The sequence below is a fragment of the Synechocystis sp. FACHB-908 genome, from assembly GCF_014698595.1.
GTDB lineage: Bacteria > Cyanobacteriota > Cyanobacteriia > Cyanobacteriales > Microcystaceae > Synechocystis.
The window spans coordinates 1-23,542 of sequence record NZ_JACJTH010000009.1; the positions used below are offsets into that span (position 1 = coordinate 1).

Here is a 23,542-nt window from a genome sequence, read left to right on the forward strand (position 1 = left end):
CTTTTTTTGCCGAAATATTCTCCTGATTTAAATGATATTGAGCATGACTTTAGTGCCTTGAAACGAGCTAGAATGTACGCTCCTATTGACACGTCTCTTGATGAAATTATCCGTTCTTACTGTGGCGTTTAGCGTCTCAGCTTTATTTGAAACTACTATACAACCCATAGTTGGCATTGTATTTGAGGTGATGTAGGGAATGATGGGCCGTGCCAATAAAGTATTTCCCTAACCAATGATGAGGAAATGCTAAAGGTAGGCGATCGATACCCAAATGATTAATCACCGACCAAATTGTCATGGTCATTAATATCGCTAATAAAGTAAAAAAATGGAGAGGAATAAGGGAAACAACAATAATTAAAAAAAATGATTGCACGATCGCCTCTGGCAGATCAAAGGCAAAGGAAGTGAGGGGGGTAGGATAACGGGAAAGATGATGTCCTTTATGGAACAAAGAAAACAATCTCGGATGATGGAAAAGGCGATGGGTGAAATAAAAATAGGTATCTTGTAAGAACAAAATTAAAACGTAACTTATTCCCAGATACCAAAGTCCGTGTTGGTATGGATCGACGTATAAACGATTCATTTTTCCGCCATAGCTCGACAAAATAAATGCCCCTGCCAGGGCAAAAATAATTGCTGAAATTATGGAAAGTTTTATATCTTTGCGAATTGATTGCGAAGAGGGAATATTAATGGGTAAATGGTTCTTAAGTAACGATTGACCCCAAGGGGAGTAAAAAAAAGCATAGGTTCCCCCCGCAATTAGAAAATATCTAAACAAAATAATAGCAAAAAATACAAGTATATAAATCCAAAATAAATGATCCATAAATTAGGCTAATAATGCCATAACAAGTCAATTAGTTAATATTTGTCTGAAATTCAGTTTAATTCTCTAAAAGTTGAACTAAAGACTAAAATATAGTTTTTAGCCCTGCTACCATTTTAGTGCGCCGCCATGACCCTTCGATCGCCAGTGGAATTCCAAGACCAATTTGATGTCATCGTGGTGGGGGCAGGCCATGCGGGTTGTGAGGCGGCCTTGGCCACGGCTCGGTTGGGCTGTCGCACCCTACTGTTAACCCTCAACTTAGACCGCATTGCTTGGCAACCCTGTAACCCTGCAGTGGGAGGGCCGGCTAAATCCCAGTTAACCCATGAAGTGGATGCACTGGGGGGGGAAATTGGCAAAATGGCCGACCGTACCTATCTGCAAAAGCGGGTGTTAAATATTTCCCGGGGGCCGGCGGTGTGGGCATTGCGGGCCCAAACGGATAAGCGGGAATATGCGGCGGTGATGAAAAATATCGTTGAAAATCAACCTAATCTATCCATTCGGGAAGGGATGGTGACGGATTTGGTGTTGGGGGACAATGATGAGATTCAAGGTGTGCAGACCTACTTTGGCGCTTGCTTTGGAGCCCAGTCGGTGGTGATTACGACAGGGACTTTCCTGGGGGGCAAAATTTGGATTGGTAATAAGTCCATGCCAGCGGGGCGGGCCGGCGAATTTGCGGCAGTAGGCCTAACGGAAACTTTGAATGAACTGGGCTTTGAAACTGGCAGGTTAAAAACGGGAACTCCGGCCAGGGTTGATCGGCGATCGGTAGATTATGACAAATTAGAGCCCCAACCCCCAGATGAACAGGTAAGTTGGTTTAGCTTTGACCCGGAAGTGTGGGTAGAGCGGGAGCAAATGAATTGTTATTTGACCAGAACAACAGCTAAGACCCACCAATTAATTAAAGATAATCTCCATTTATCTCCCATTTATGGCGGTTTTATTGACTCTAAGGGGCCCCGTTATTGTCCTTCCATCGAAGATAAAATTGTTCGTTTCGCTGACAAAGAAAGTCACCAAATTTTTATCGAGCCGGAAGGTCGAGACATTCCTGAATTGTATATTCAAGGTTTTTCCACGGGGCTACCGGAAAATGTGCAATTGGCCATGCTACAAACTCTACCGGGGTTGGAAAATTGTGTCATGTTGCGCCCCGCTTACGCAGTGGAATACGACTTTTTACCGGCTACCCAGTGTTATCCCAGTTTGATGACCAAAAAAGTGGCAGGACTATTTTGTGCTGGGCAAATTAACGGCACCACTGGCTATGAAGAAGCGGCGGCCCAGGGTCTGGTGGCGGGGATCAATGCGGCCCGTCATTGTCAAGGAAAATCATTGATCATCTTCTCCCGGGAGGGAAGTTATCTGGGTACATTAATTGATGATTTATGCACCAAAGATTTGCGGGAACCCTACCGGATGCTCACCAGCCGTTCCGAGTACCGCTTAATTTTACGTTCCGACAATGCCGATCAAAGGTTAACCCCTCTGGGAAGGGAAATTGGCTTAATTGACGATCGCCGTTGGGACCTATTCCAAACCAAACAAGCTAACATCACCGCCGAAAAAGAAAGACTGTACAGTACCCGCATCAAAGAGCAAGATGCAGTGGGTAAAGAAATTGTTGATTATACCCAACAGAAAATTAAAGGCTCCATTGTGCTGGCGGAGTTACTACGACGACCTGGATTTCATTATCCAGATTTAGAAAAATTTCAGTTGGGTAACGAGGAATTAAAACCGGAGGAAAAAACCAGCGTGGAAATCGAAATCAAATATTCCGGCTACATTAAGCGGCAACAAACCCAAATTGAACAGGTGAGCCGCCATAGCCAAAAACGTTTGCCCCCCGGCTTAAATTACATGGCCATTGAAACCCTATCCATGGAAGCAAGGGAAAAACTAACCCAGTTCCAACCCCTCACCATTGGTCAAGCCGGTCGCATTGGGGGCGTTAACCCCGCCGATATCAATGCCCTCCTGGTTTATCTAGAAACTCAACTCAGGCGATCGGTTTCCCCCTGAGCAATCTGGATGATCGGGGCAGGGTTTAGGGGCAATTTGATCACCATTGTGGTCCCTTTTCCTGGCATCGATATCACCTCGATTGTCCCTCCCTGAAATTCCACATAGCGTTTAACAATGCTCAATCCCAAACCAGTACCGGGAATATCCCCTACGTTGCTGGCACGATGGAAAGCTTCAAACAGTTTTTCCTGGTCCTGGAGGGGAATACCAATGCCTTCGTCCCGTACTTGGAAAAGTAAATGCTCTTCATCCTTACTAATATCTAGGGTGATAGTGCTACCCGGGGCCGAATATTTAATGGCATTACTTAAAATATTTTCCAAAATATGGCGGAGTAGTCTCACATCCACCAGGGAGTGTTCGTCCGGCTTGAGATGGTAGTTAAGCTCAAAATTATGTTCACTGCCCAGGCCACAGCTAAAATTCTCGATTAAATCGTTAGCTAAGTTCCTTAGGTTAATGTTACCTAGCTCAATTTCTATCTTATTGGCATCATAGCGACTAATGGAAAGCACATCATCAATTAGTTGTTTCAGCCGTTGGCTAGAATTTTGGATATTGTTAATATATTGTTGTTTTTTCTCTGTAGAAAGACGATCAAAATATTTGGACAATAACTCTCCAAAACCAATAATAGAAGTTAAAGGAGTACGAAATTCGTGGGACACAATATCAACAAACTGACTTTTAGCTTCATTTAGTTCCCGTTCTTTGACCAAAGATCTCAGGGTTTCGATTTCCGCTCGTTTAATGTCAGTAATGTCTTGGCCAAACACCACCACCCGAGCAGTGTCTGATAGATCATCAACTAAAGATTCTACTGTTTGCGCCCAAATTTGTGTGCCGTCTTTTTTCTCCATAGAAAAAATAGTCCACTCCCCCAGGTTAGGACGTGCCTGTTCTAGATTTTCTGCATATTCTTCCCGATGAATTTTTTGCCATAGCAGGGGATCTTCATACATTTCATCTGGAGTATAACCCGTCAAACTTTCAAAAGATGGATTAATATAATACCAATTACTAAAGTTTATTGTTCTCATGCCAAAGAAAATTGGCAGATTTTCCACAATACAACGGAGAGTAGCTTCGTTATTTTGAATAATTTGTAGCTGTCGTTTTTGATCTGTTATGTCTTGAATCACCGCAAGGATATTGGTCTGATTATTTGAAGTGATCAAGGCAGTGGAAATTTCAACGGTACGCAAAGCTCCATCCCGACGGATAATTTGCCACTCTTCCTTGACCATATCTACCCCTAAGGCCACTGCCTTCATTCTCACCCTTACTGCCTCTTGAGGCTGTCCATGGGAATAAAGAGTTTCATACCAACCGCATTGATTGATTTCTTCTTGACTATAGCCAGTGATATTTTTCATCATCGGATTCCACACAGTAAATTGCAGGAAGGGAAACTGCTCAACTTCATAACAAACAAATAATCCTTCCACCATTTTTTCCAATAATTGCCGACGAAAATAATTTTCCCGTTGCAGTTGGGCTTGAATGGTCTTTTGGAGGGTTATATCGTGGACTATGCACTGAACAATTGAGTGATTTTCATAGGTAATTACACTGGCGGAAATGTCAACGGAAATTAATTCTCCAGATTTTTTTACGAGTCTGACATCGGTTAATTGGGAAATTTGTTCCCTTTTAAGAGTGCGCCAAAAGTGTCTTTGTTGAGCATAAAACTCTGGGGTCAATAGCCTAAGGTCAAGCAAAGAATGCCCAATTAATTCTTCTTGATCATAACCACTCAACTCCACAGCCCGATAATTGACTTCTAGGACAATGAAGTCAATGGTAATTAAAATAATTGCATCACCGGCATCTCGGACTAAAGCTCTATATTTTGCCTCCTGGGTGGTAAGGGTAATACTCACCTGTTCTTTCTCGATAATTTCCTGCAATAATTGGCTATTGCTACTTTCCAGCTCACTGGTTCTCTCTTCAATAAGAACTTCTAGGTTTTCATTAATAGTTTTTAGTTGAATTTCTGCTAACTTGCGTTCAGTAATATCAGAAAAAGTTACTATTATTTCCTGAATGGTGTCTTCATTATAGAATTCAGGGTAAGCATTAATATACGCCCAGAGTAATTGGTCAGTGTCGGGACGATAAATACCCATTTCAAAATTTTTTAAGGAAGATTGGTTGGCTAAAACCTGGGCCACAGGAAATTCCTCTTTTTCTAATTTTTCTCCTTCTTTATCAAAAAACATCCAATATTCATCATCAATATCCCTGCCTTCTAAATCTGTTAAACCGAGGAAAGATTCTGCTTTAGGATTAGCATAAACAATTTCGGCATTGGCATTGTGTACTATTACTCCATTGTCAAGATTTTCTAAAAGACGATAGTATTTATTCTGATTTTCCCGCAATTGGTTCTCCATGCGTTTGCGGTCGCTAATATCCCGTAAAGAGACTAGCTTTGCGGTTTGTCCATACCATGTAATTTCGGTTACACTAACATCCACCGTGTAAATAGTGCCGTCGTCTACTAGTAAGCTAAATTCCGTATCTTCCAATGGACTGCCAATGGTTCCCACTAATTCTTCCAAAGTACAGTTAAGAAGTTTCACTGCCTGGGCATTGGCATAACAAATGTAATTATCTTCATCTAAAACCAATAGCCCGTCCTTGATGCTGGCAAAAATGTCTCGGAAATTGGCTTCACTGTTTCTAATGGCTTGTTCCTTTCGAGCCCATTCTGAAATATCCCGACAACTATAAAGATAAATACCTCCATTAATAGCGACTTTCTTAAGATTGATGAGTAAATAATGAATTTTACCTTGTTTATCTTGAACATCATGCCGTAAATTTTTTAATTCCCCCTTTTCTTTTAACTCATATTCGTTAAATCTAAAATCACCCAGGAGCGTTTCTACGGTTCCCATGGCGTTTACTTCCGCCAAGGAATAGCCGAAGATATTATCAATATTTGAACAAATAAAAGTAAATTTTCCGGATAAATCAGTGACAAAGACAGTATCGGAAATATTGGCTAAAATTATTTCACTGAGTTGTTCTGAATGATTATTTTTTACATCAAAATGAACAGATTTAACTGAACTTTCTAGGTAATTATTATAGTATTGCAGAGTTTGTTTCTGCTGGAAAAGCTGCAAATAAAGTTTAGCTTTCACCTGAAGAAAATTTTGGTTAGGCGGTTGTGCCAGAAAGTCAACCAACCCCAAAATATTTATTTCTGCCATTGCTTTGGTGATAATTTCTTGCCGAGCTAGAAAAATAATTGGAGTTTGTTCAGCCAGGGGAAAAGAACGAAGAATTTTAGCGGTGTTTAGCCCGTCCAATTCAGACATTTCCTGGGCCAAAATCATCAAGGCAAATTCTGTGGTGGCGGCGGTGGCGATCGCCTCTTGGCCGGAGTTAGCGGTGATTATTTCCACTGGCAGGGAATCCAGGGCCCGTGACAGAGCAACAAGATTTTCCCGCTGATCATCCACTAACAGGACTTTGGGGCTAGGAATGATAGGCATGGGTTCCAAGGTCAAACATTGATCAAGACAAGGAAAATTCCATTCTTCAGGAGATGGGGCCTTCTCCTTGGGCGGTAGACTGTCCCCTGCTTTAAAATGTTAGTCTCTAACTATTTTTGAATTTTCAAAGTTCCCTATGACCACTTTAACGCCCATCCATGTTATCGGTGGAGGCTTAGCGGGTACGGAGGCCGCCTGGCAAATTGCCCAAGCAGGAGTTCCAGTTATTTTGACGGAAATGCGCCCCGAACGTCTGAGTCCAGCCCACCACAGTGAGGATTTGGCGGAGTTGGTCTGTAGCAATTCCTTTGGGGCCAAAGCTGGCGATCGGGCAGCGGGACTTTTGCAAACAGAATTACGGCAGTTGAGTTCTCTCATTATTACCACAGCGGATCGCCATGCAGTGCCAGCTGGGGGTGCTTTGGCGGTGGACCGGGGAATTTTTAGCCGGTCTTTGACAGAGCAAGTGGCCAGCCATCCCCTGGTGGAATTACGGCGGGGGGAAGTAACGGAAATTCCCAGGGAAGGTATTACGGTGCTGACTACGGGACCCCTCACTAGCCCAGCGCTAACGGAGGATTTGCAACAATTCACCGGCATGGAATACCTAAGCTTTTTCGATGCGGCCAGTCCCATTGTGGTGGGGGATTCCATCAATAAAGAAGTAGCTTTTTTTGCTTCCCGTTATGACAAAGGGGAGGCGGCCTATCTCAACTGCCCCTTTAACCGAGAGCAATATTTCAATTTTTGGCAGGCATTGTGTGAGGCCGAACAAGCTCCCCTGAAGGACTTTGACCGAGAAACAGCTAAGTTTTTTGAGGGATGTTTACCCATAGAAGAGTTGGCCCAGCGGGGGGAAGACACCATGCGTTACGGCCCCCTAAAGCCCGTTGGTCTATTTGATGCCCGTTTGGGGGATTTTCGAGATCCTGCTAACAAGGAGAAAAAGCCCTATGCAGTGGTGCAATTGCGCCAGGAAGATAAGGCAGGACAATTGTGGAATATGGTGGGTTTTCAGACCAATTTACGCTGGGGAGAACAGGGACGGGTTTTCCGCTTGATTCCCGGTTTGGAAAACGCTGAGTTTGTTCGCATGGGGGTAATGCACCGCAATACTTTTATTAATTCCCCCCAACTTCTGACCGCTAGTCTCCATTTCGGCGATCGCCAGACTTTATTTGCGGCGGGGCAGTTAGTGGGAACGGAGGGTTATGCCGCTGCCACAGCCGGGGGATGGTTAGCGGGCACCAATGCGGCCCGGTTGGCGTTGGGTTTACCTTTGCTCACATTGCCGGCCACCACCATGATGGGAGCTTTATTTAACTTCATCAGTTCCGCTTCCCCCAAACATTTCCAGCCCATGCCGCCCAATTTTGGAATTTTACCGGAATTGCCCCAGCGGATTCGTAATAAGCAAGAACGTTACGGTCAATATCGGGATCGAGCTTTGGCTGATTTAACAACCTGGCAAACTAGCATCAAAAGTCTAGCAACCTGTCGAGTTTAGGGATGGCAACTACCAAAAAAGTCAGCTTAGAATCGATACAAAGTCAAAATTAAGGAGCAATCCCATGACAGACACCGCCCTACTAGAAAAGATCAATGCTCTCCCCGATGCCATGAAAATTGAAGTAGAACACTTTGTCGAATTTCTGCTGACTAAGCAACCACCAGTCAGTCCAGTAACCAATGATGGACAAAAAAAATATCGTCAAGCAGGTGTTCTAAAGGGGAAAATTTGGATGGCAGATGACTTTGATGCTCCTTTGGAAGAAATGCAGGAGTATATGTAAATGCTACTGGACACCCACACGCTTTTGTGGTTTTTAGATAATGATATAAAACTACCATCACATCTCAAGAGTTTGATTGAAGCCAAGCCAAAAGTTTATGTCAGCATTGTATCTCTCTGGGAGATTGCCATTAAACTCAACATCAACAAACTAAGGCTTAATTACGCTTTTACTGATCTAGAGAATTTACTTGCTGATCTCAATATTTCGGTTTTGAACATCACATGGCAACATTTGGAAGCTTGTCGCAATTTGCCCTTGCATCATCGAGATCCTTTTGACCGTATGATTATTGCCCAGGCTCAGCAACATAATTTTTCCGTCATTAGCAAAGACGAAAATTTCAAAAAATACAACGTTAATTTAATCTGGGAATGAGAACAATAACCTGTTTGTATGAGTCATTTTCATTCCTTGAACCTTATTGCTTAGAACGTGTTTAGCAGTTTTGTTCAGCCCCCTAAATCTCTTCACTAAAGCTCCGGCAATACTGGGGGACTTTCACTCAGTTTCCCCCCAAATTGGAGGCCAGGAGGACATTTAAAACAGGCTCTTAAATGCCTTTAACAATTGCCCCGAAGTCTCCGAGGATCAGAGCATAGTTGCGGATTAAACCGAGTAAATTAAGGCGATTTTGCCGTAATTCATCGTTTTCTGCCATCACCAATACGCTATCCGGCCCGTCGAAAAATTCCGCCACGGTGGGGGCAAGCTCGTGTAGTGCATTTACCAAGGTTTCATAGTCACGGCTTTCTTGTACTTCTACCGCTTTGGGATAAATGGCCAGCAATGCTTGGTAAACTGCTTTTTCTGAATCCTGGACTAGTTGGGGCGCTTGAATCACTGGACGGGGGTCTAATTGGTCCGTTGGCAAAGTGCCTTTACTAGCTAGCTTGGCAGAACGGTTCACAGTGGGATAAATTGCGTCTAAATGACCGTTATCTCGCAATTCTTGCAGATATTGAGCCCTTTCTTTGACATCCTGTAAATCTGCTAACAGGCGATCATGTAATCTACTTTGAGCCTCGTCGCAGTTTGTCTCCCCATTGCCCAATACGGCGTTGACTAGATCATAATCAATGCCCTGTTCGTCCTGAAGTAGGGTTTGTAATCTTTGCAGAAAAAACGTCTTTAACGCTTGCAGGGGAGAGGTTTTATCGGGGTGGGAAGTAACAAAATCCCGGCAGCCCTGGGTCAACAATTCCAGCAAATTAATTTCTAAACTCGCTGCCCAGGCTACATTAATCACCGCATTGGCGGCCCGCCGCAGGGCAAAGGGATCGGAAGATCCGGTAGGTAATAAACCCAACCCAAAAATACTCACCAGAGTATCCAGGCGATCGGCCATGCCCACCACTTGACCCGGTAAGCCTTGGGGTAAATCATCATCCTGGTGCCGGGGGAGGTAATGCTCCACAATGCCCTGGGCCACCGCTGCCGATTCACCACTAACGAGGGCATATTTTTCCCCCATAATGCCCTGTAGTTCGGGAAATTCATACACCATTTGGGTGACCAAATCCGCTTTACACAGCATGGCGGTACTATCGATTTCTCCCCGTTGTTGCTCTGTTACTCCCAACTGGTCGGCGATCGCCGCGGCCATTTCCATAATGCGGTCCACCTTGTCTCGCATGGTGCCCAACTCTTCTTGGAAGGTAACCGTTTCTAGTTGGGGCAGGTAACTATCGAGGCTATCGTCACAGTCGGCTTGATAGAAAAATTTGGCATCGGCTAAGCGGGCCCGAATGACCCGGCCATTTCCGGCGGCAATAATGTCTCCTTTGCTGGGATCACCGTTGGCAATGGTGATGAAATGGGGCAATAGCCTTCCATCTTTGTCCACCACGGGAAAATAGCGTTGATGGGTAACCATAACCGTGGTAGTCACTTCCCTGGGTAAGCTGAGGAATTCCTGATCAAACTTGCCCAATACCGCTGTGGGATATTCCACCAACTGTTCCACCTCATCAAGCAAATCCTCATAGATAATTGCTTCGCCTTCTAGGGTGGCCGCTTGGGTGGTGATTTGTTGTTCAATCATGGCCCGCCGTTCTTGGGGATCTACTACAACCCCGGCCGTTTTTAACTGGGCCAAATAATTCTGACCATGCTCTAAGCTGACGTCTGCTGGGTGCAAAATGCGGTGCCCCCGGGAAAGGCGATCGCCTACTAGGGTAGTGGAGCCATTGTCAATTTGTAGGGGTAAAACTTGGTCATCCAACAGACAAACTAACCAACGAATGGGGCGGGGAAAACGCCAATCCCCATCTCCCCAACGCATAAACCTTCGACCGTCCAAAGCCTTGAGCCAGCTTAGGGCCAGCTTGGGCAACAAATCCCGGCTAGCTTGGCCCTGTAATTGCTTATTGACAAAAATAAAGTCCCCTTTGGGGGTGGAGCGGATCTCAAAATCCTCCGGGTTGACCCCCTGTTTTTTGGCAAAGCCCAAGGCGGCCGGGGTGGGTTGCCCGTCTTTGAAAGCGGCACTGGCCGGAGGACCCTTAATTTCCTCCAGGCGATCGGGCTGGCATTCTGGTAAGCCTTTGATCAACACCGCCAAGCGCCGGGGCGTGCCGTAAATTTCCACCGACTCCGGTTGTAAAAACTCCGCCGCCAAACCTGGGGGAATTAACCCTTGCCACTGGGTGATCGCACTGCGAACAAAATCGGCGGGTAATTCTTCAGTTCCAATTTCAAATAGAAAGGTTTGCAGGGGCATAGGGCAAGGGAGCAATGGGTCGGTTAGGGAAGGCAAAAGCCACCACCAATAAACATATCAGGCAAGTTGAGATGGGGCATAGAGATTTTTGATGATGACACGAAATCAGTCAATTTACGGGCAGATGCTTACGCCATCATTTCTCGATTAGGTTTTAATGGTCAGTGTTGACCGATTCCTGCTTACTGATAACTGTTCACTGAACCCTAGACCCAACAACATAACCGCTATCAAGATTTTTATGAAGGCTCTCATTCTCTCCGGTGGCAAAGGAACTCGCTTGCGTCCCCTCACCTACACCGGGGCTAAGCAGTTGGTGCCTGTGGCTAACAAACCAATCCTCTGGTATGGCATTGAGGCGATCGCCAAAGCTGGCATTACCGACATTGGCATTATTATTAGCCCAGAAACGGGAGAGGAAATTAAAACTATCACCGGCAACGGAGAAAAGTTCGGTATCCAGATTACCTATATTTTGCAATCCGAACCATTGGGGTTGGCCCATGCAGTGAAAACGGCGGCAGACTTTCTCCAAGATTCCCCTTTTGTGATGTATTTAGGCGATAACCTAATTCAAGACCACCTAGAGCAATTCCTCGCCCATTTTCAGGCTAAATCCCTCGATTCCTTGATTCTACTGCGGCGAGTGTCCAATCCCAGCGCCTTTGGGGTGGCCACCGTTAATGACCAAGGCAAAGTTTTAGCCCTAGTGGAAAAACCAGAGCATCCCCCTTCCAACTTGGCCCTAGTGGGACTTTACTTTTTTGCCCCGACCATTCACCAGGCGATCGCCAACATTGAGCCCTCTGCCCGGGGAGAACTAGAAATCACCGATGCAATTCAATATCTGATCAGCCATGATTATCGGGTGGAATCCCTACAACTAAAAGGATGGTGGCTCGACACCGGTAAGAAAGACGACCTGCTGGCCGCCAATCAGATTATCCTCGATACCCTAGTGGAAAAAAACATCCAAGGCACCGTAGACGATCAAAGCAAAATCTCCGGTCGGGTAACCATTGGCCCCCACAGTCAAATTATCAACAGCGTCATCCGTGGCCCCGTGGCGATCGGCCCCAACTGTCATCTGGAAAACTGCTTCATCGGTCCCTATAGCAGTATTGCCGAGGGAGTTAAAATCAGGGATGCAGATCTTGAACATAGTGTCGTGCTCCAAGGAGCTAGCATTGTGGCCATCCAACAAAGAATTGTCGATAGTGTCATCGGCAAAAACGCCAAAATTTTTCCCGCTCCCCGCCGTCCCCAGGCTTTGCGCTTCCTGATTGGTAATGATTCCCAAGTGGAACTAATTGGACCCTCTTCCTATCCCCAGGACTAACCTCCCCCCCAGCAACTTAGACTAGTTTTGCTAGAATGGTGCCAACTCAAATCGCAGCAGATCTGGCCATGTAGATTACTAAATCAACTGGATAGGTGTTCCCTATGGTTAGACCGCTATGATCCTCCGGGATTTGCATTAATTTAGAGTCTGTATTATAAAGACAACCGGGGGTTAATTTCTTAACCTTTCTTTACTTTGATTCTCTGGTCTTCATCGACCTTTTAACCGTCCATCCACAGGAGTCCAACGCCCCTATGCCCGAGCTTGCTGTCCGCACCGAATTTGACTATTCCAGCGAAATTTACAAAGACGCCTATAGCCGCATCAACGCCATTGTCATTGAAGGCGAACAGGAAGCCTACAGCAACTACCTCCAGATGGCGGAACTCTTGCCGGAAGACAAAGAAGAGTTGACCCGCTTGGCCAAAATGGAAAACCGCCATAAAAAAGGTTTCCAAGCCTGTGGCAACAACCTCCAAGTGAACCCTGATATGCCCTATGCCCAGGAATTTTTCGCCGGTCTCCATGGCAATTTCCAGCACGCTTTTAGCGAAGGGAAAGTTGTTACCTGTTTATTGATCCAGGCTTTGATTATCGAAGCTTTTGCGATCGCCGCCTATAACATATATATCCCTGTGGCGGACGACTTTGCTCGGAAAATCACTGAGGGCGTAGTCAAGGACGAATACACCCACCTCAACTACGGGGAAGAATGGCTAAAGGCCAACTTTGCCACCGCTAAGGAAGAACTGGAGCAGGCCAACAAAGAAAACCTACCCTTAGTGTGGAAAATGCTCAACCAAGTGCAGGGGGACGCCAAGGTATTGGGCATGGAAAAAGAAGCCCTAGTGGAAGATTTTATGATCAGCTACGGCGAAGCCCTCAGTAACATCGGCTTCAGCACCAGGGAAATTATGCGTATGTCTTCCTACGGTTTGGCCGGAGTCTAGTCCCGGCTAGAAATATCTTCAACTATTTCATGAGCCCACAAATCCCAAGCTTCTTAGGATCTGTGGGTTTTTCCCTATTCTGGAGTGCTTTTAGGAAGCTGGCCCATGCCAACGGGAAGTTCGTCAAATTGTGCCATACTGTGTAAAGCTTTATGGCGATCGGAGTCGTTAACTGAGCGGAAAGCGATACCTTCCCCTATTTATTCTGACTATTATCAATGTTTGGTCTTATTGGTCATCTCACGAGTTTAGAACACGCCCAAGCGGTTGCTGAAGATTTAGGCTATCCTGAGTACGCCAACCAAGGCCTGGATTTTTGGTGTTCGGCTCCTCCCCAAGTGGTTGATAATTTTCAGGTGAAAAGTGTGACGGGGCAGGTGATTGAAGGCAAATATGTGGAGTCTTGCTTTTTGCCGGAAATGTTAACCCAACGGCGGATCAAAGCGGCCATTCGTAAAATCCTCAATGCTATGGCCCTGGCCCAAAAGGTGGGCTTGGATATTACGGCCCTGGGAGGCTTTTCTTCAATCGTATTTGAAGAATTTAACCTCAAGCAAAATAATCAAGTCCGCAATGTGGAACTAGATTTTCAGCGGTTCACCACTGGTAATACCCACACCGCTTATGTGATCTGCCGTCAGGTCGAGTCTGGAGCTAAACAGTTGGGTATTGATCTAAGTCAGGCAACGGTAGCGGTTTGTGGCGCCACGGGAGATATTGGTAGCGCCGTATGTCGTTGGTTAGATAGCAAACATCAAGTTAAGGAATTATTGCTAATTGCCCGTAACCGCCAAAGATTGGAAAATCTCCAAGAGGAATTGGGTCGGGGCAAAATTATGGATTTGGAAACAGCCCTGCCCCAGGCAGATATTATTGTTTGGGTGGCTAGTATGCCCAAGGGGGTAGAAATTGCGGGGGAAATGCTGAAAAAGCCCTGTTTGATTGTGGATGGGGGCTATCCCAAGAATTTAGACACCAGGGTGAAAGCGGATGGGGTGCATATTCTCAAGGGGGGGATTGTAGAACATTCCCTTGATATTACCTGGGAAATTATGAAGATTGTGGAGATGGATATTCCCTCCCGGCAAATGTTCGCCTGTTTTGCGGAGGCCATTTTGCTAGAGTTTGAGGGCTGGCGCACTAATTTTTCCTGGGGCCGCAACCAAATTTCCGTTAATAAAATGGAGGCGATTGGTGAAGCTTCTGTCAAGCATGGCTTTTGCCCTTTAGTAGCTCTTTAGGCCGACAGGATAGGGCGTGTGTGGAGCTGGTGAACAAGGTCTGAAACAGTGGCCAGTAGTCAATATTTCCCCGTGCTTTCCATAGAAGATATCTGCTTAATCTAAAATATTCCTGCCTTCCTAGAGACTTTATAAATGGGTGAATTCAGAGGATTCGTGCCTAAAACTGCTGGGCTAGCTCAAAGAGGGACTGTCTTAGGTAAACTTTTGAATCAAAGACTAATTTGACAACCAATTATCAAAGCTCAATGCTGCTGGTCAAAGAGTCTGGCTCAATTGAGATAAACAATGGCCCATGAGAAAATAAACCACCAATGTGGCGGCCGCCGCTGCTGCTACGAGAGTTCCGGCCAGCATCAAAGAAAATTCCTGCTCTTCGATCGCCTGTTGCATAAGGTGGAGGGACCAGGCCACCAAAGCCACATCAAAAATGAGAATGGGCACCAACATATGTAACAAAATGTAAACCTTTCCGTTACATTCTAATCTATTGGCCAGCCTTGGCAATCAAAAATCCGGTAATTTAACCTTTTCTACGGTTTTGAAGCAGTGCCCAGGCAGATTTTGCCTGTGATTCTCGGGCATCCATTCACTTTTGTCGATGCTGGAAAATTTCTAGCCCAGCCAGTGTCCCCCAGTCTACTCAAAGGCGATCGAACAGCAAACACATTGTCCATGTGAACATTGGTCAGTCTCCCTCCTCCTGTCGGATCAGCCGCTCCTGAACTTTTCTTAGGGTGCAAACTTGATTGGCCGGTAGGCGGGGCAATGGTAACTCCAAATTCGGCCAGGATTCCACCTCAACACAAGGACAAAGAGAATTGGGAATTTGACTGTGGGACAGGGGCACCGGCAACGCACAGCGGGCACAACTGATAATTTCCCAATCACCGCTAAGTAGGCTTTGGAGGGTTTGTTCCGTCCCTTCTAGATAACAATCTTCCCGACTAGTGAGGATGCGTTGCCAACAATCTTCGAAGGCTCGGGAGAATCGTTGGCCAGCAAAAATCGGACTGGGTAAAACGACCTCATTACTTTTGGGAAAGATTACTGCCCGGCCAAGCTGAAACCAGTGACCTAGATAATTTTTAACTTCAATGGCGTCTGCCATGGTGAATAATACTCCTGAAAAATCCAGAAGTTTCCTCCTGCTGTGCGGCTGGCCTCCATGTTAACGATTCCTGAGTGGGGACTGATATTTGTTTACAACAACTTAATGATTACTTCAGTTTTGCTCATCAATCCCTTGGTGGCGGTAGGGGTTCTCCCCATCGGCGCAAATCCACTGCATAACCGCCGGTCACGAGGTAAACTTGACCACAAAGTCCCCCCAGTTGACGAGTGAGGGCGCCCAAACGGTCCCGAAAAATGCGTCCTAAGGCATAGACTGGAATCACCCCCCACCCCGTTTCTTCGGCCACAAAGATAATAGTTATGGGAGTATTTTGCCCCTGTGTCGCAAAAGTGATCAATTCCCTTTGTTTAGTTTGCCATTGCTCTGGAGATAGCTCTAGGGTATTGGCTACCCACCCTCCCAGGGAGTCCACTAAGGCACAACTTCCCGCCGGTAGGGTTTCTAGAGTGTCAGTCAAATTCTGGTCTACGCATAACGTTTGCCAATGGGACGGACGGCGATCGCGATGTTGTTGAATGCGATTTTGCCAGTCTACGTCCGCGGCATTTTCCTTGCCAGTGGCAATGTAGATAACGGATGGATGGTTTTGCGCTGCAAGATGTTCGGCCCATTCACTTTTACCTGAACGACTGGGGCCGGTGACGAGGATAGGAAAAGCCATGGAGTTGCAACGGTGGGGCGATCACAATTCTAGGGGACAGTTTAAAAACGTTTCAAGAAATTGCTCTGCCACTATAGGCTAGGATCTTTGAGTCCCGATTATCATCGACAGTTAATGTCCCCCCGCCAATTAAATTTTCTCAGTGCCTTTAGTCTCAGTGTGGCGATCGCCGTTGTTTATCATCAAGCTTGGGGGATTGCAGTGGCCCAGCCCATCCTTCCCAGCGAGGCAGTGGAGACGGGGGTAATATCTAATGGCATATCCATTAATCTGTTCCAAGCCTTTGTGTTGGGCTTTATTCAGGGGGCAACGGAATTTCTACCCATTAGTAGTACAGCCCATTTAAAAGCAGTGCCCATGGCTTTAGGTTGGGGCGATCCAGGGGTGGCGTTCACCGCCGTTATTCAATTGGGTAGCATTGGAGCCGTATTTTGGTACTTCTGGGAAGATTTAACCGGCATTGCTAAGGGCATTATCAAAGCTGTGCAAACTCGCCAATACGATTCCCTCGAATTTAAATTAGGTCTGGGTATTGGTTTGGGCACCATTCCCATTGTTTTCTTTGGACTATTAATGAAACTGTTAGTGCAAGACTTGGACAATTCCTTCTTCCGCAGTTTGAGCACCATTGCGATCGCCTCCATTGTCATGGCCCTATTGCTAGCCCTGGCAGAAAAATTGGGCACCCATCGCCGTCCCTTTGAAAAATTACGCTGGCAGGATGGGTTAATTATGGGCACCGCCCAAGCCCTAGCCCTGATTCCCGGAGTATCCCGTTCCGGCTCGACCTTAACTGCTGGTTTATTTATCAATCTAGAGCGGGCCGCCGCTGCCCGTTTTTCTTTTCTGCTGGGCATCCCGGCCATTACTATCGCTGGTCTAGTGGAATTAAAGGGTCTACTGGACAAAAATCTCAGTAACGATGCAATCCTCCCCCTCATTGTTGGCACCATTTCCTCTGCTGTTTTTTCCTATCTGGCGATCGCCTGGCTGATCAAATTTTTGCAAAAACGTAGCACCTGGATTTTTGTTTGGTACCGTCTAATTTTTGGAGTGGTAATTCTAACTGCTTTAGGAATGGGATTTGGCACATAAATATCGACTAGCCTGGGGCAAATTGTAATGTAGTAATGTTCGGTCTTGGGGCTCCAGTTCATAAACCGGCAAATCCTCAACAGAACAATTCAATGCGGCCATAACCTGTTCTCCCAAAACCTTAGCCAGCAAAGGTACGACGGAGTTACCAATTTCCCGAAAGCCGTGCCAGATGGTGTTGTGGAACTGAAACCAATCCGGATAGGTATGGAGTCTGGCCGCTTCTCTCACAGTTATACATCTAGGTAAGGCGTAGTGTATTGGCCTAGGGGCGGTATAAGCACCCTTATCACTAGCAGTGCCGGCCCTCAGGGTATTACATAAACCAGTTTTTGATAGCCGCAGAAAGCGACTGGTTCTTTCCACCGTTCCAGGGACAGTATCCGCAAATCTTTTCATTGATTTTTCAGTATGTTGAGAACCAATATGGCCATAAACTAAATTATTAACTTGGCGCTTATGGCAGAGGGAAAATGCTCCATTTGCATGGATGGCATAACTTTTTCTCAGGGCTGAATAATCCAATAATTCTGATGGAATACCTTGGTCTTCTCCTACTGCATAGGGTGTATGGTCAACTAGATCATCAATGGCTTCTCCACAGGTAAATGGCGGTTTATAAGCTATGTTAGAAACTGATTTTTCAGAACAATTACTTTGTTTTAATTCAGCAACGTCAAAATAGAGTGGAAGGGGATAGGTGACAGGCTTGACATCTTTTCTGGAGCCGAGAATAATCAACCTTTTTCGTTTTTGGGGAGCACCATAGAGGGACGCATCTAGCACTAAAATTGGTTTTTCGATGTGGTAACCAATGGTTTCAAATTCCCTAACTAATTCCTCTAAAAATTTTTTATGTTGCCCCGATCGCATACCGGGAACATTTTCAAATAAAAAATATTTGGGTTTGAGATCCCGAATCATTCGCACATATTCAAACACCAAGGAGTTACGAGGATCATCCAACTGCCTTTTACCCATGAGGGAAAAGCCTTGACAGGGAGGGCCTCCAGCAATCAGGTCTATATCGCTTGAATAACCTTTATTATTTAACTTTCTTAGAATTTCGCCCGCACTTACCAGAGCAATATCCCGACAGATAGTAACACCATAGGGAAAATTATGATGATGGACCAAACAATGCACTGCATCAAATTCCACCGCGGCGGCAATATCAAATCCAGCGGCTTCTAAACCCAAGGACATGCCACCACAGCCCGCAAACAAGTCGATGGCAATGGGTCTGGCCATGGTTTTTCTGGTTTTCTTCTAGCGCTTAAATTTGACTTCGTTGCTTAAAAATTGGGGAATTTATTTATGTCTTCCCCATTGTTCTGATCATTCCCACTCGATAGTGCCAGGGGGCTTGGACGTGATGTCATAAACTACCCGGTTAACCCCCTTAACTTCGTTGACAATGCGGTTGGAAATGGCTTCGAGAATATCGTAGGGAACCCGGGCCCAATCGGCGGTCATACCGTCTTCACTGGTGATAAAGCGTAGAACAACGGGGTGAGCATAGGTGCGTTTGTCCCCCATTACCCCCACGCTGCGGATGGGTAACAGTACAGCAAAAGCTTGCCAATAGTCATGGTAAATACCCCGTTTGGAAATTTCGTCCCGCACAATGAAGTCCGCATCCCGCAAAATATTAAGCCGCTCTGAGGTAACTTCGCCAATGATACGAATGGCTAGGCCAGGGCCAGGGAAAGGATGACGACGGACAATTTCTTCTGGTAAACCAATGGAGCGACCTAATTTTCTTACTTCGTCTTTGAATAGTTTGCGGAGGGGTTCCACCAGTTTAAAGCGGAGATTTTTGGGTAAACCTCCGACGTTGTGGTGACTTTTAATTTTTACCGCCACCCGTTCGCCGGTTTTCGGGTCCACGTTACTATCAGCCGATTCGATTACGTCGGGATAAAGGGTTCCCTGGGCCAAGTAATCAAAGGGCCCAAGACGGTTGGACTCTTCTTCAAATACCTGGATAAATTCGTGCCCAATCAGCCGACGTTTTTCCTCTGGGTCCGTTACTCCTTCCAGTTGCTTGAGGAAACGGTCGCGGGCGTTGACGTATTGGACCGGGATATGAAACTGGTGATCAAATAGTTCCACTAACCTTTCCGGCTCCCCTTTACGCATGAAACCTTGGTCAATGAACATACAGGTGAGGTTATCCCCGATCGCCCGATGGAGCAGAAAAGCCAAAGTGGATGAGTCTACCCCACCGGAAAGGGCTAATAAAACTCGGCGATCACCTACTTGGGAACGGACTTCCCGAATGGATTCTTCAATGAAAGCGGCGGTGGTCCAAGTGGGTTCACAGTGGCAAATGTGATAGACAAAGTTGCGGATGAGGGCAATGCCCCCCACAGAATGCACCACTTCCGGGTGAAACTGTACCCCAAACAAAGCCTTTTGATGATCGGCGATCGCTGCACAGGGAGTATTGTCCGTGTGGGCGAGGATTTCAAAGCCCGTCGGCAGATCCACACAGGAATCCCCATGGCTCATCCACATGGTACTGTCGTTTTCTACATTGGTGAGCAAATCAGTGGGGTCGTCGATGTGCAGACTCGCTTTGCCATATTCCCCCCGCTTGGCCCGCTCCACCCGGCCGCCCAACTGTTTAACCATCAGTTGCATGCCATAGCAGACTCCCAACACAGGAACGCCTAACTGAAAAATTTCTGGGTCACACTCGGGAGCCCCCTGGTCGTAAACGGAATTGGGGCCACCGGAAAGGATAATGCCTTTGGGCTTAATTTCCCGCAACTGTTGCGCCGTGGTGCGGTAGGACAAAACTTCGGAATAAACTTCAGTTTCCCGGATGCGTCGGGCAATTAGTTCCGAATACTGGGAGCCAAAGTCTAAAATAACGATGATCTGCCCCTTGAGGCGATCGGATATGCGGTCCGGCAGAGCCTGGTCGCTTACAACGGGGGGAACGGGGATTTGGGTAGTCACGGCGATCGGCAGTCAGGAATTTATACTGGAGGTGAGGGCGAATCCCCAGGCACACCTCAGAGAGACTAGATTCGTGGTGTCGTTTCTGGGTCTAACTGACGGCAAGGCCATGGTCGTCAACAATCCCCGTATTCTACCCCAATACCTGAAGCCCAGAATAACCCACGGCAAATCTGCGCTAAGATGGGGGCGGAAAATTGCAGAAATCCTTCTCAAGAATTCCCTGGAGAGGTGGCAGAGCGGTTGAATGCGGCAGACTCGAAATCTGTTTTGGGGCAACTCAACGGGGGTTCGAATCCCCCCCTCTCCGTATCAGAATTAAACTGGAAAAGCTAACCGTTGATTCCATAGCTTAGTTAGGATTGGCCAGGACTGTTTCTCCAGTCCCTAATCTGCACTTTAGATTTGCCCTTACTGAAATTTTCCTTGACATAATGGTAGGAGATACATTAGGAAAGGGCTTGTCGGCGAAGCTATTTAGCTGTTAGGTTTGTCCTTTTTAACCAAATTCGGCCTTCCCGTGCCTATCCACCGCCGTGTTTAAATCCTTCTCCCGCAAACTTAAGCGCTCTACCGTCAACTTTCTCCACCAGTTAGCGAACACATTGGAAGTGGAGGAAGAGGTTAAATCTTCGGCGATCGAGGAAAAGACTCTCCCCGTTGCACAGGTTGCACAACATCTTGAGTCTGAAGCGCAAAATTCTGTCGATGGCGATGATGGGTTAATTTTCCCTGGGGATGGCGATGCCGCCGAACTGGAACCGGGTTATGGCAGGGGCAGGGAAATGGTTACAGCCATTAATATTCAAAACGTTCAACACCATAGCTCAGCCAATGGAGCAGCAGCAGCGGAGCAAAACAAAAGCAATGGTAATGGTAGTGAACCTGGGGCATCTACCGTCACTGCTGAGCAAGTTACGTCCGTTCCCCTATCCTCTGCCGACAATACATTGGAGAGGGGGAGCCGCCGCCGTCGCCGCCGCAAAAGGGGTAAACATAAACAGTCTGCGCCCAAAACGCCCCTTGCTTTGGTCACCGGACTAAAAAACGTTGGGCGATCGGTTTCCCAATTAACTCAACAGCCTCGATTTTGGTTGGTATTTGGTTTTGGCTTGGGGGCCGGCATGGGAACTTCCGCTTTGGCCTGGGGCTTTTACCAGTTGGAAACCATGACCCAGGTGGCGATCGCCGATGTGGTCACCTATGCCCCTAGGGGAACCATGACCATCAAGGCGGCCAATGGGGCCATTCTCCAGGAAATTGGTAATGTCAGCCACGATAAAGTCACCATGGGGGAAATTCCGCCCCTAGTGGAGCAGGCATTCGTTGCCAGTGAAGATAGTCGCTTCCGGGAACACCGGGGCATTGATCTCCAGGGCATTATGCGGGCGTCCCTGTCCAATGTGCAATCCGGGGGCGTAATGCAAGGAGGCAGTACCATTACCCAACAGTTAGCCCGCCTCGTGTTTCTTACCCAAGACCGCACCCTAGCCAGGAAATTGAAGGAGGTGCGATTGGCTCAAAAAATTGAGACTGCCTTACCCAAAGATCAAATTTTGGAACGCTATCTAAACTTGATCTATCTGGGCTCTGGGGCCTACGGGGTAGCAGATGCGGCCCATGCCTATTTCAGCAAGACTCCGGAAGAGTTGACCCTAGGGGAGGCGGCCACTTTAGCGGGAGTAGTACCAGCCCCCAGTGTTTATTCCCCCCGACAAAATTTGGAGCTAGCTACCCGTCGCCGTAATGAAGTGTTGAACCGCATGGCAGAAGTGGGTTTTATTACCCCCGCAGAGGCCCAGGCGGCGATCGCCGAACCCTTAGTAATCAACCCCAGTCCCCTGAAGCGCTTTAACCGGGAGGCGGAATTTTTTGCTGACTATATTTTGGATGAGTTGCGGGCCAAATTACCGGAAGAAGAACTGCAACAGGGGGGATTAACTGTGAACACTACCCTCAATCAACAATGGCAAGAGGAAGCCCAAACTGTTCTCAGCGATGCGGTGAAAAGATACGGCCGTTGGCAGCGGTTTTCTGAAGGGGCCATGGTGGCCATGGATCCCCGCACCGGGGCCATCAAAATGATGGTGGGTGGCAAAGACTACGATGCCAGTCAGTTTAACCGAGTGACCCAAGCCAAACGACAACCAGGATCAACTTTTAAACCCATTCTGTACGGAGCGGCGATCGCCTCCGGCATTTCCCCCAACAAAAGTTACCTTAATGTGCCCATTGACATTGGCGGCTACCAACCGGCCAACTATGGCGATCGCTATACTGGCGGCAACATGTCCCTGACGGATGCTCTCACCAGTTCTGTCAATGTGGTGGCGGTGCGCTTACTGCTGGATGTGGGCTGGAATCCAGTCATCAATTTGGCCCGACAAATGGGGATTACTTCCAAGCTGGAACCTACCTATTCCCTCGCTTTAGGCGCTTGGGAAATGACCCCGTTGGAAATGACCAGTGCCTACGGTACCTTTGCCAATAAGGGTACCCATGTGCAACCCTACGCCATCCAAAATGTGGTCAACGCTCAAGGGGAAGTGGTGTACAAGGCAGAACATAAACAAACCCAAGCCCTAGATCCCGAAAGCAATGCCATCCTCACTTCCATGATGCGTCGGGTCGTCACTTCCGGTACTGGTCGCCCCGCTCAATTAGGCGATCGCCAAGTAGCAGGAAAAACCGGTACATCGGATGAAGCAAAGGATCTTTGGTTTATTGGTTATATTCCCCAACTGGTCACCGGGGTGTGGTTAGGCAACGACAATAGTCGCCCCACCAATGGAGCCAGCACCACCGCCGCCATGGTTTGGGGACAATTTATGCGGGACGCCACCAAGGGGATGCCGGTGCAATCCTTCCCTGCCCTGCCCAAAAATCTCGACCAACGTAAACCCAGCATTAAAGCCGAACCCATTAAGCGTCGGGTCAAAACCCTTGCTCCTCCTAGCTCACCGGAAACAGACGGTCAGAACACCACTGAGCGACCCCGCCGTCATCGCCGTACCCAGACCGATGCCGCCCGCCCCAGTAATATCCAAACTGCTAGGACTAGTGCTCCAGCTTCTGCACCCTCAGCTCCCCCTAGGGCAGTCAGTGCTCCGGCCCCAGTTGCTGCTCCTGCAGCCGCCCCCGCCGATGCTAATGCCGGATTACCCGCTCCCCCTGCTGCCCGTAAATCTGAGTAACTAGCGACTAACTATATGGGCGTGGTTTAGTCACTCCGCAAAGTTGAGACATAAATTT

Annotated in this window: 18 protein-coding genes and 1 tRNA gene; 11 read left to right on the forward strand and 8 right to left on the reverse strand. The window is 47.1% G+C overall.

What is annotated here, in order from left to right; all coding sequences use genetic code 11:
• Positions 1 to 132: transposase (locus tag H6G46_RS02395; RefSeq protein WP_190759818.1), on the forward strand; the 132-nt coding region annotated here is incomplete at its 5' end.
• A gap of 10 nt (positions 133 to 142) precedes the next feature.
• Here the strand turns inward: H6G46_RS02395 and H6G46_RS02400 are convergent.
• Positions 143 to 790: a sterol desaturase family protein gene (locus H6G46_RS02400; protein ID WP_228670061.1), complete on the reverse strand. Its 648-nt coding sequence runs from the start codon at positions 788 to 790 to the stop codon at positions 143 to 145.
• A 177-nt stretch (positions 791 to 967) separates the two neighbouring features.
• Between H6G46_RS02400 and mnmG the strand changes: the two genes are divergently transcribed.
• Positions 968 to 2,875 carry a tRNA uridine-5-carboxymethylaminomethyl(34) synthesis enzyme MnmG gene (gene mnmG, locus H6G46_RS02405; RefSeq protein ID WP_010873451.1) on the forward strand — a complete coding sequence of 636 codons (1,908 nt, stop codon included), beginning with the start codon at positions 968 to 970 and terminating at the stop codon, positions 2,873 to 2,875.
• Here the strand turns inward: mnmG and H6G46_RS02410 are convergent.
• On the reverse strand, positions 2,848 to 6,384 hold the full coding sequence (locus tag H6G46_RS02410; RefSeq protein WP_014407177.1) for a PAS domain S-box protein: 3,537 nt from the start codon (positions 6,382 to 6,384) through the stop codon (positions 2,848 to 2,850). The genes mnmG and H6G46_RS02410 overlap by 28 nt on opposite strands.
• Positions 6,385 to 6,520: 136 nt before the next feature.
• Between H6G46_RS02410 and trmFO the strand changes: the two genes are divergently transcribed.
• The 3 genes from trmFO to H6G46_RS02425 all read left to right on the forward strand — a co-directional run bounded on the left by trmFO (position 6,521) and on the right by H6G46_RS02425 (position 8,555).
• The gene (gene trmFO / locus H6G46_RS02415; protein ID WP_010873449.1) at positions 6,521 to 7,891 is read left to right on the forward strand and encodes an FADH(2)-oxidizing methylenetetrahydrofolate--tRNA-(uracil(54)-C(5))-methyltransferase TrmFO; all 1,371 of its coding nucleotides are present in this window, start codon (positions 6,521 to 6,523) and stop codon (positions 7,889 to 7,891) included.
• Between the two features lie 64 nt (positions 7,892 to 7,955).
• A complete protein-coding gene (locus tag H6G46_RS02420) occupies positions 7,956 to 8,177 on the forward strand; it encodes a DUF2281 domain-containing protein (RefSeq protein ID WP_010873448.1) in 222 nt (73 codons plus the stop codon).
• A complete protein-coding gene (locus tag H6G46_RS02425; RefSeq protein ID WP_010873447.1) occupies positions 8,178 to 8,555 on the forward strand; it encodes a type II toxin-antitoxin system VapC family toxin in 378 nt (125 codons plus the stop codon).
• Positions 8,556 to 8,730: 175 nt separating this feature from the next.
• Here H6G46_RS02425 and glyS read toward each other — a convergent pair whose 3' ends face one another.
• Entirely contained in the window at positions 8,731 to 10,899 is a 2,169-nt protein-coding gene (gene glyS / locus H6G46_RS02430) for a glycine--tRNA ligase subunit beta (protein WP_010873446.1), read from the reverse strand.
• Positions 10,900 to 11,140: 241 nt separating this feature from the next.
• Between glyS and H6G46_RS02435 the strand changes: the two genes are divergently transcribed.
• The 3 genes from H6G46_RS02435 (at position 11,141) to H6G46_RS02445 (ending at position 14,432) form a co-directional block, all read left to right on the forward strand.
• The gene (locus H6G46_RS02435) at positions 11,141 to 12,238 is read left to right on the forward strand and encodes a glucose-1-phosphate thymidylyltransferase (protein ID WP_014407137.1); all 1,098 of its coding nucleotides are present in this window, start codon (positions 11,141 to 11,143) and stop codon (positions 12,236 to 12,238) included.
• Positions 12,239 to 12,495: 257 nt separating this feature from the next.
• Positions 12,496 to 13,191, forward strand: a complete 696-nt coding sequence (locus H6G46_RS02440) for an aldehyde oxygenase (deformylating) (RefSeq protein WP_010873444.1) — start codon at positions 12,496 to 12,498, stop codon at positions 13,189 to 13,191.
• 218 nt (positions 13,192 to 13,409) lie between these two features.
• Positions 13,410 to 14,432 carry a long-chain acyl-[acyl-carrier-protein] reductase gene (locus H6G46_RS02445; RefSeq protein ID WP_010873443.1) on the forward strand — a complete coding sequence of 341 codons (1,023 nt, stop codon included), beginning with the start codon at positions 13,410 to 13,412 and terminating at the stop codon, positions 14,430 to 14,432.
• 258 nt (positions 14,433 to 14,690) lie between these two features.
• Here the strand turns inward: H6G46_RS02445 and H6G46_RS02450 are convergent, their stop codons facing one another.
• The 3 genes from H6G46_RS02450 to cobU form a co-directional block, all read right to left on the reverse strand.
• On the reverse strand, positions 14,691 to 14,882 hold the full coding sequence (locus H6G46_RS02450; protein ID WP_010873442.1) for a hypothetical protein: 192 nt from the start codon (positions 14,880 to 14,882) through the stop codon (positions 14,691 to 14,693).
• A 238-nt stretch (positions 14,883 to 15,120) separates the two neighbouring features.
• A complete protein-coding gene (locus H6G46_RS02455) occupies positions 15,121 to 15,543 on the reverse strand; it encodes a hypothetical protein (RefSeq protein ID WP_010873441.1) in 423 nt (140 codons plus the stop codon).
• 127 nt (positions 15,544 to 15,670) lie between these two features.
• Complete coding sequence (gene cobU, locus H6G46_RS02460; protein ID WP_010873440.1) at positions 15,671 to 16,228, reverse strand: bifunctional adenosylcobinamide kinase/adenosylcobinamide-phosphate guanylyltransferase; 558 nt, start codon at positions 16,226 to 16,228, stop codon at positions 15,671 to 15,673.
• 114 nt (positions 16,229 to 16,342) lie between these two features.
• Here cobU and H6G46_RS02465 point away from each other — a divergent pair, with 114 nt between their 5' ends.
• Positions 16,343 to 17,323 (forward strand): undecaprenyl-diphosphate phosphatase, encoded by a 981-nt coding sequence (locus H6G46_RS02465; RefSeq protein ID WP_010873439.1) that lies wholly within the window; start codon positions 16,343 to 16,345, stop codon positions 17,321 to 17,323.
• On the opposite strand, the gene H6G46_RS02470 is transcribed toward H6G46_RS02465, so the two are convergent.
• Both H6G46_RS02470 and guaA read right to left on the reverse strand, forming a co-directional pair.
• A complete protein-coding gene (locus H6G46_RS02470; protein ID WP_010873438.1) occupies positions 17,300 to 18,574 on the reverse strand; it encodes a DNA cytosine methyltransferase in 1,275 nt (424 codons plus the stop codon). The genes H6G46_RS02465 and H6G46_RS02470 overlap by 24 nt on opposite strands.
• Positions 18,575 to 18,661: 87 nt before the next feature.
• A complete protein-coding gene (gene guaA, locus H6G46_RS02475) occupies positions 18,662 to 20,290 on the reverse strand; it encodes a glutamine-hydrolyzing GMP synthase (protein ID WP_010873437.1) in 1,629 nt (542 codons plus the stop codon).
• A gap of 225 nt (positions 20,291 to 20,515) precedes the next feature.
• Between guaA and H6G46_RS02480 the strand changes: the two genes are divergently transcribed.
• A tRNA-Ser gene (locus H6G46_RS02480) sits at positions 20,516 to 20,600 on the forward strand.
• 226 nt (positions 20,601 to 20,826) lie between these two features.
• On the forward strand, positions 20,827 to 23,484 hold the full coding sequence (locus H6G46_RS02485) for a transglycosylase domain-containing protein (protein WP_010873436.1): 2,658 nt from the start codon (positions 20,827 to 20,829) through the stop codon (positions 23,482 to 23,484).
• Positions 23,485 to 23,542: the final 58 nt, after the last annotated feature.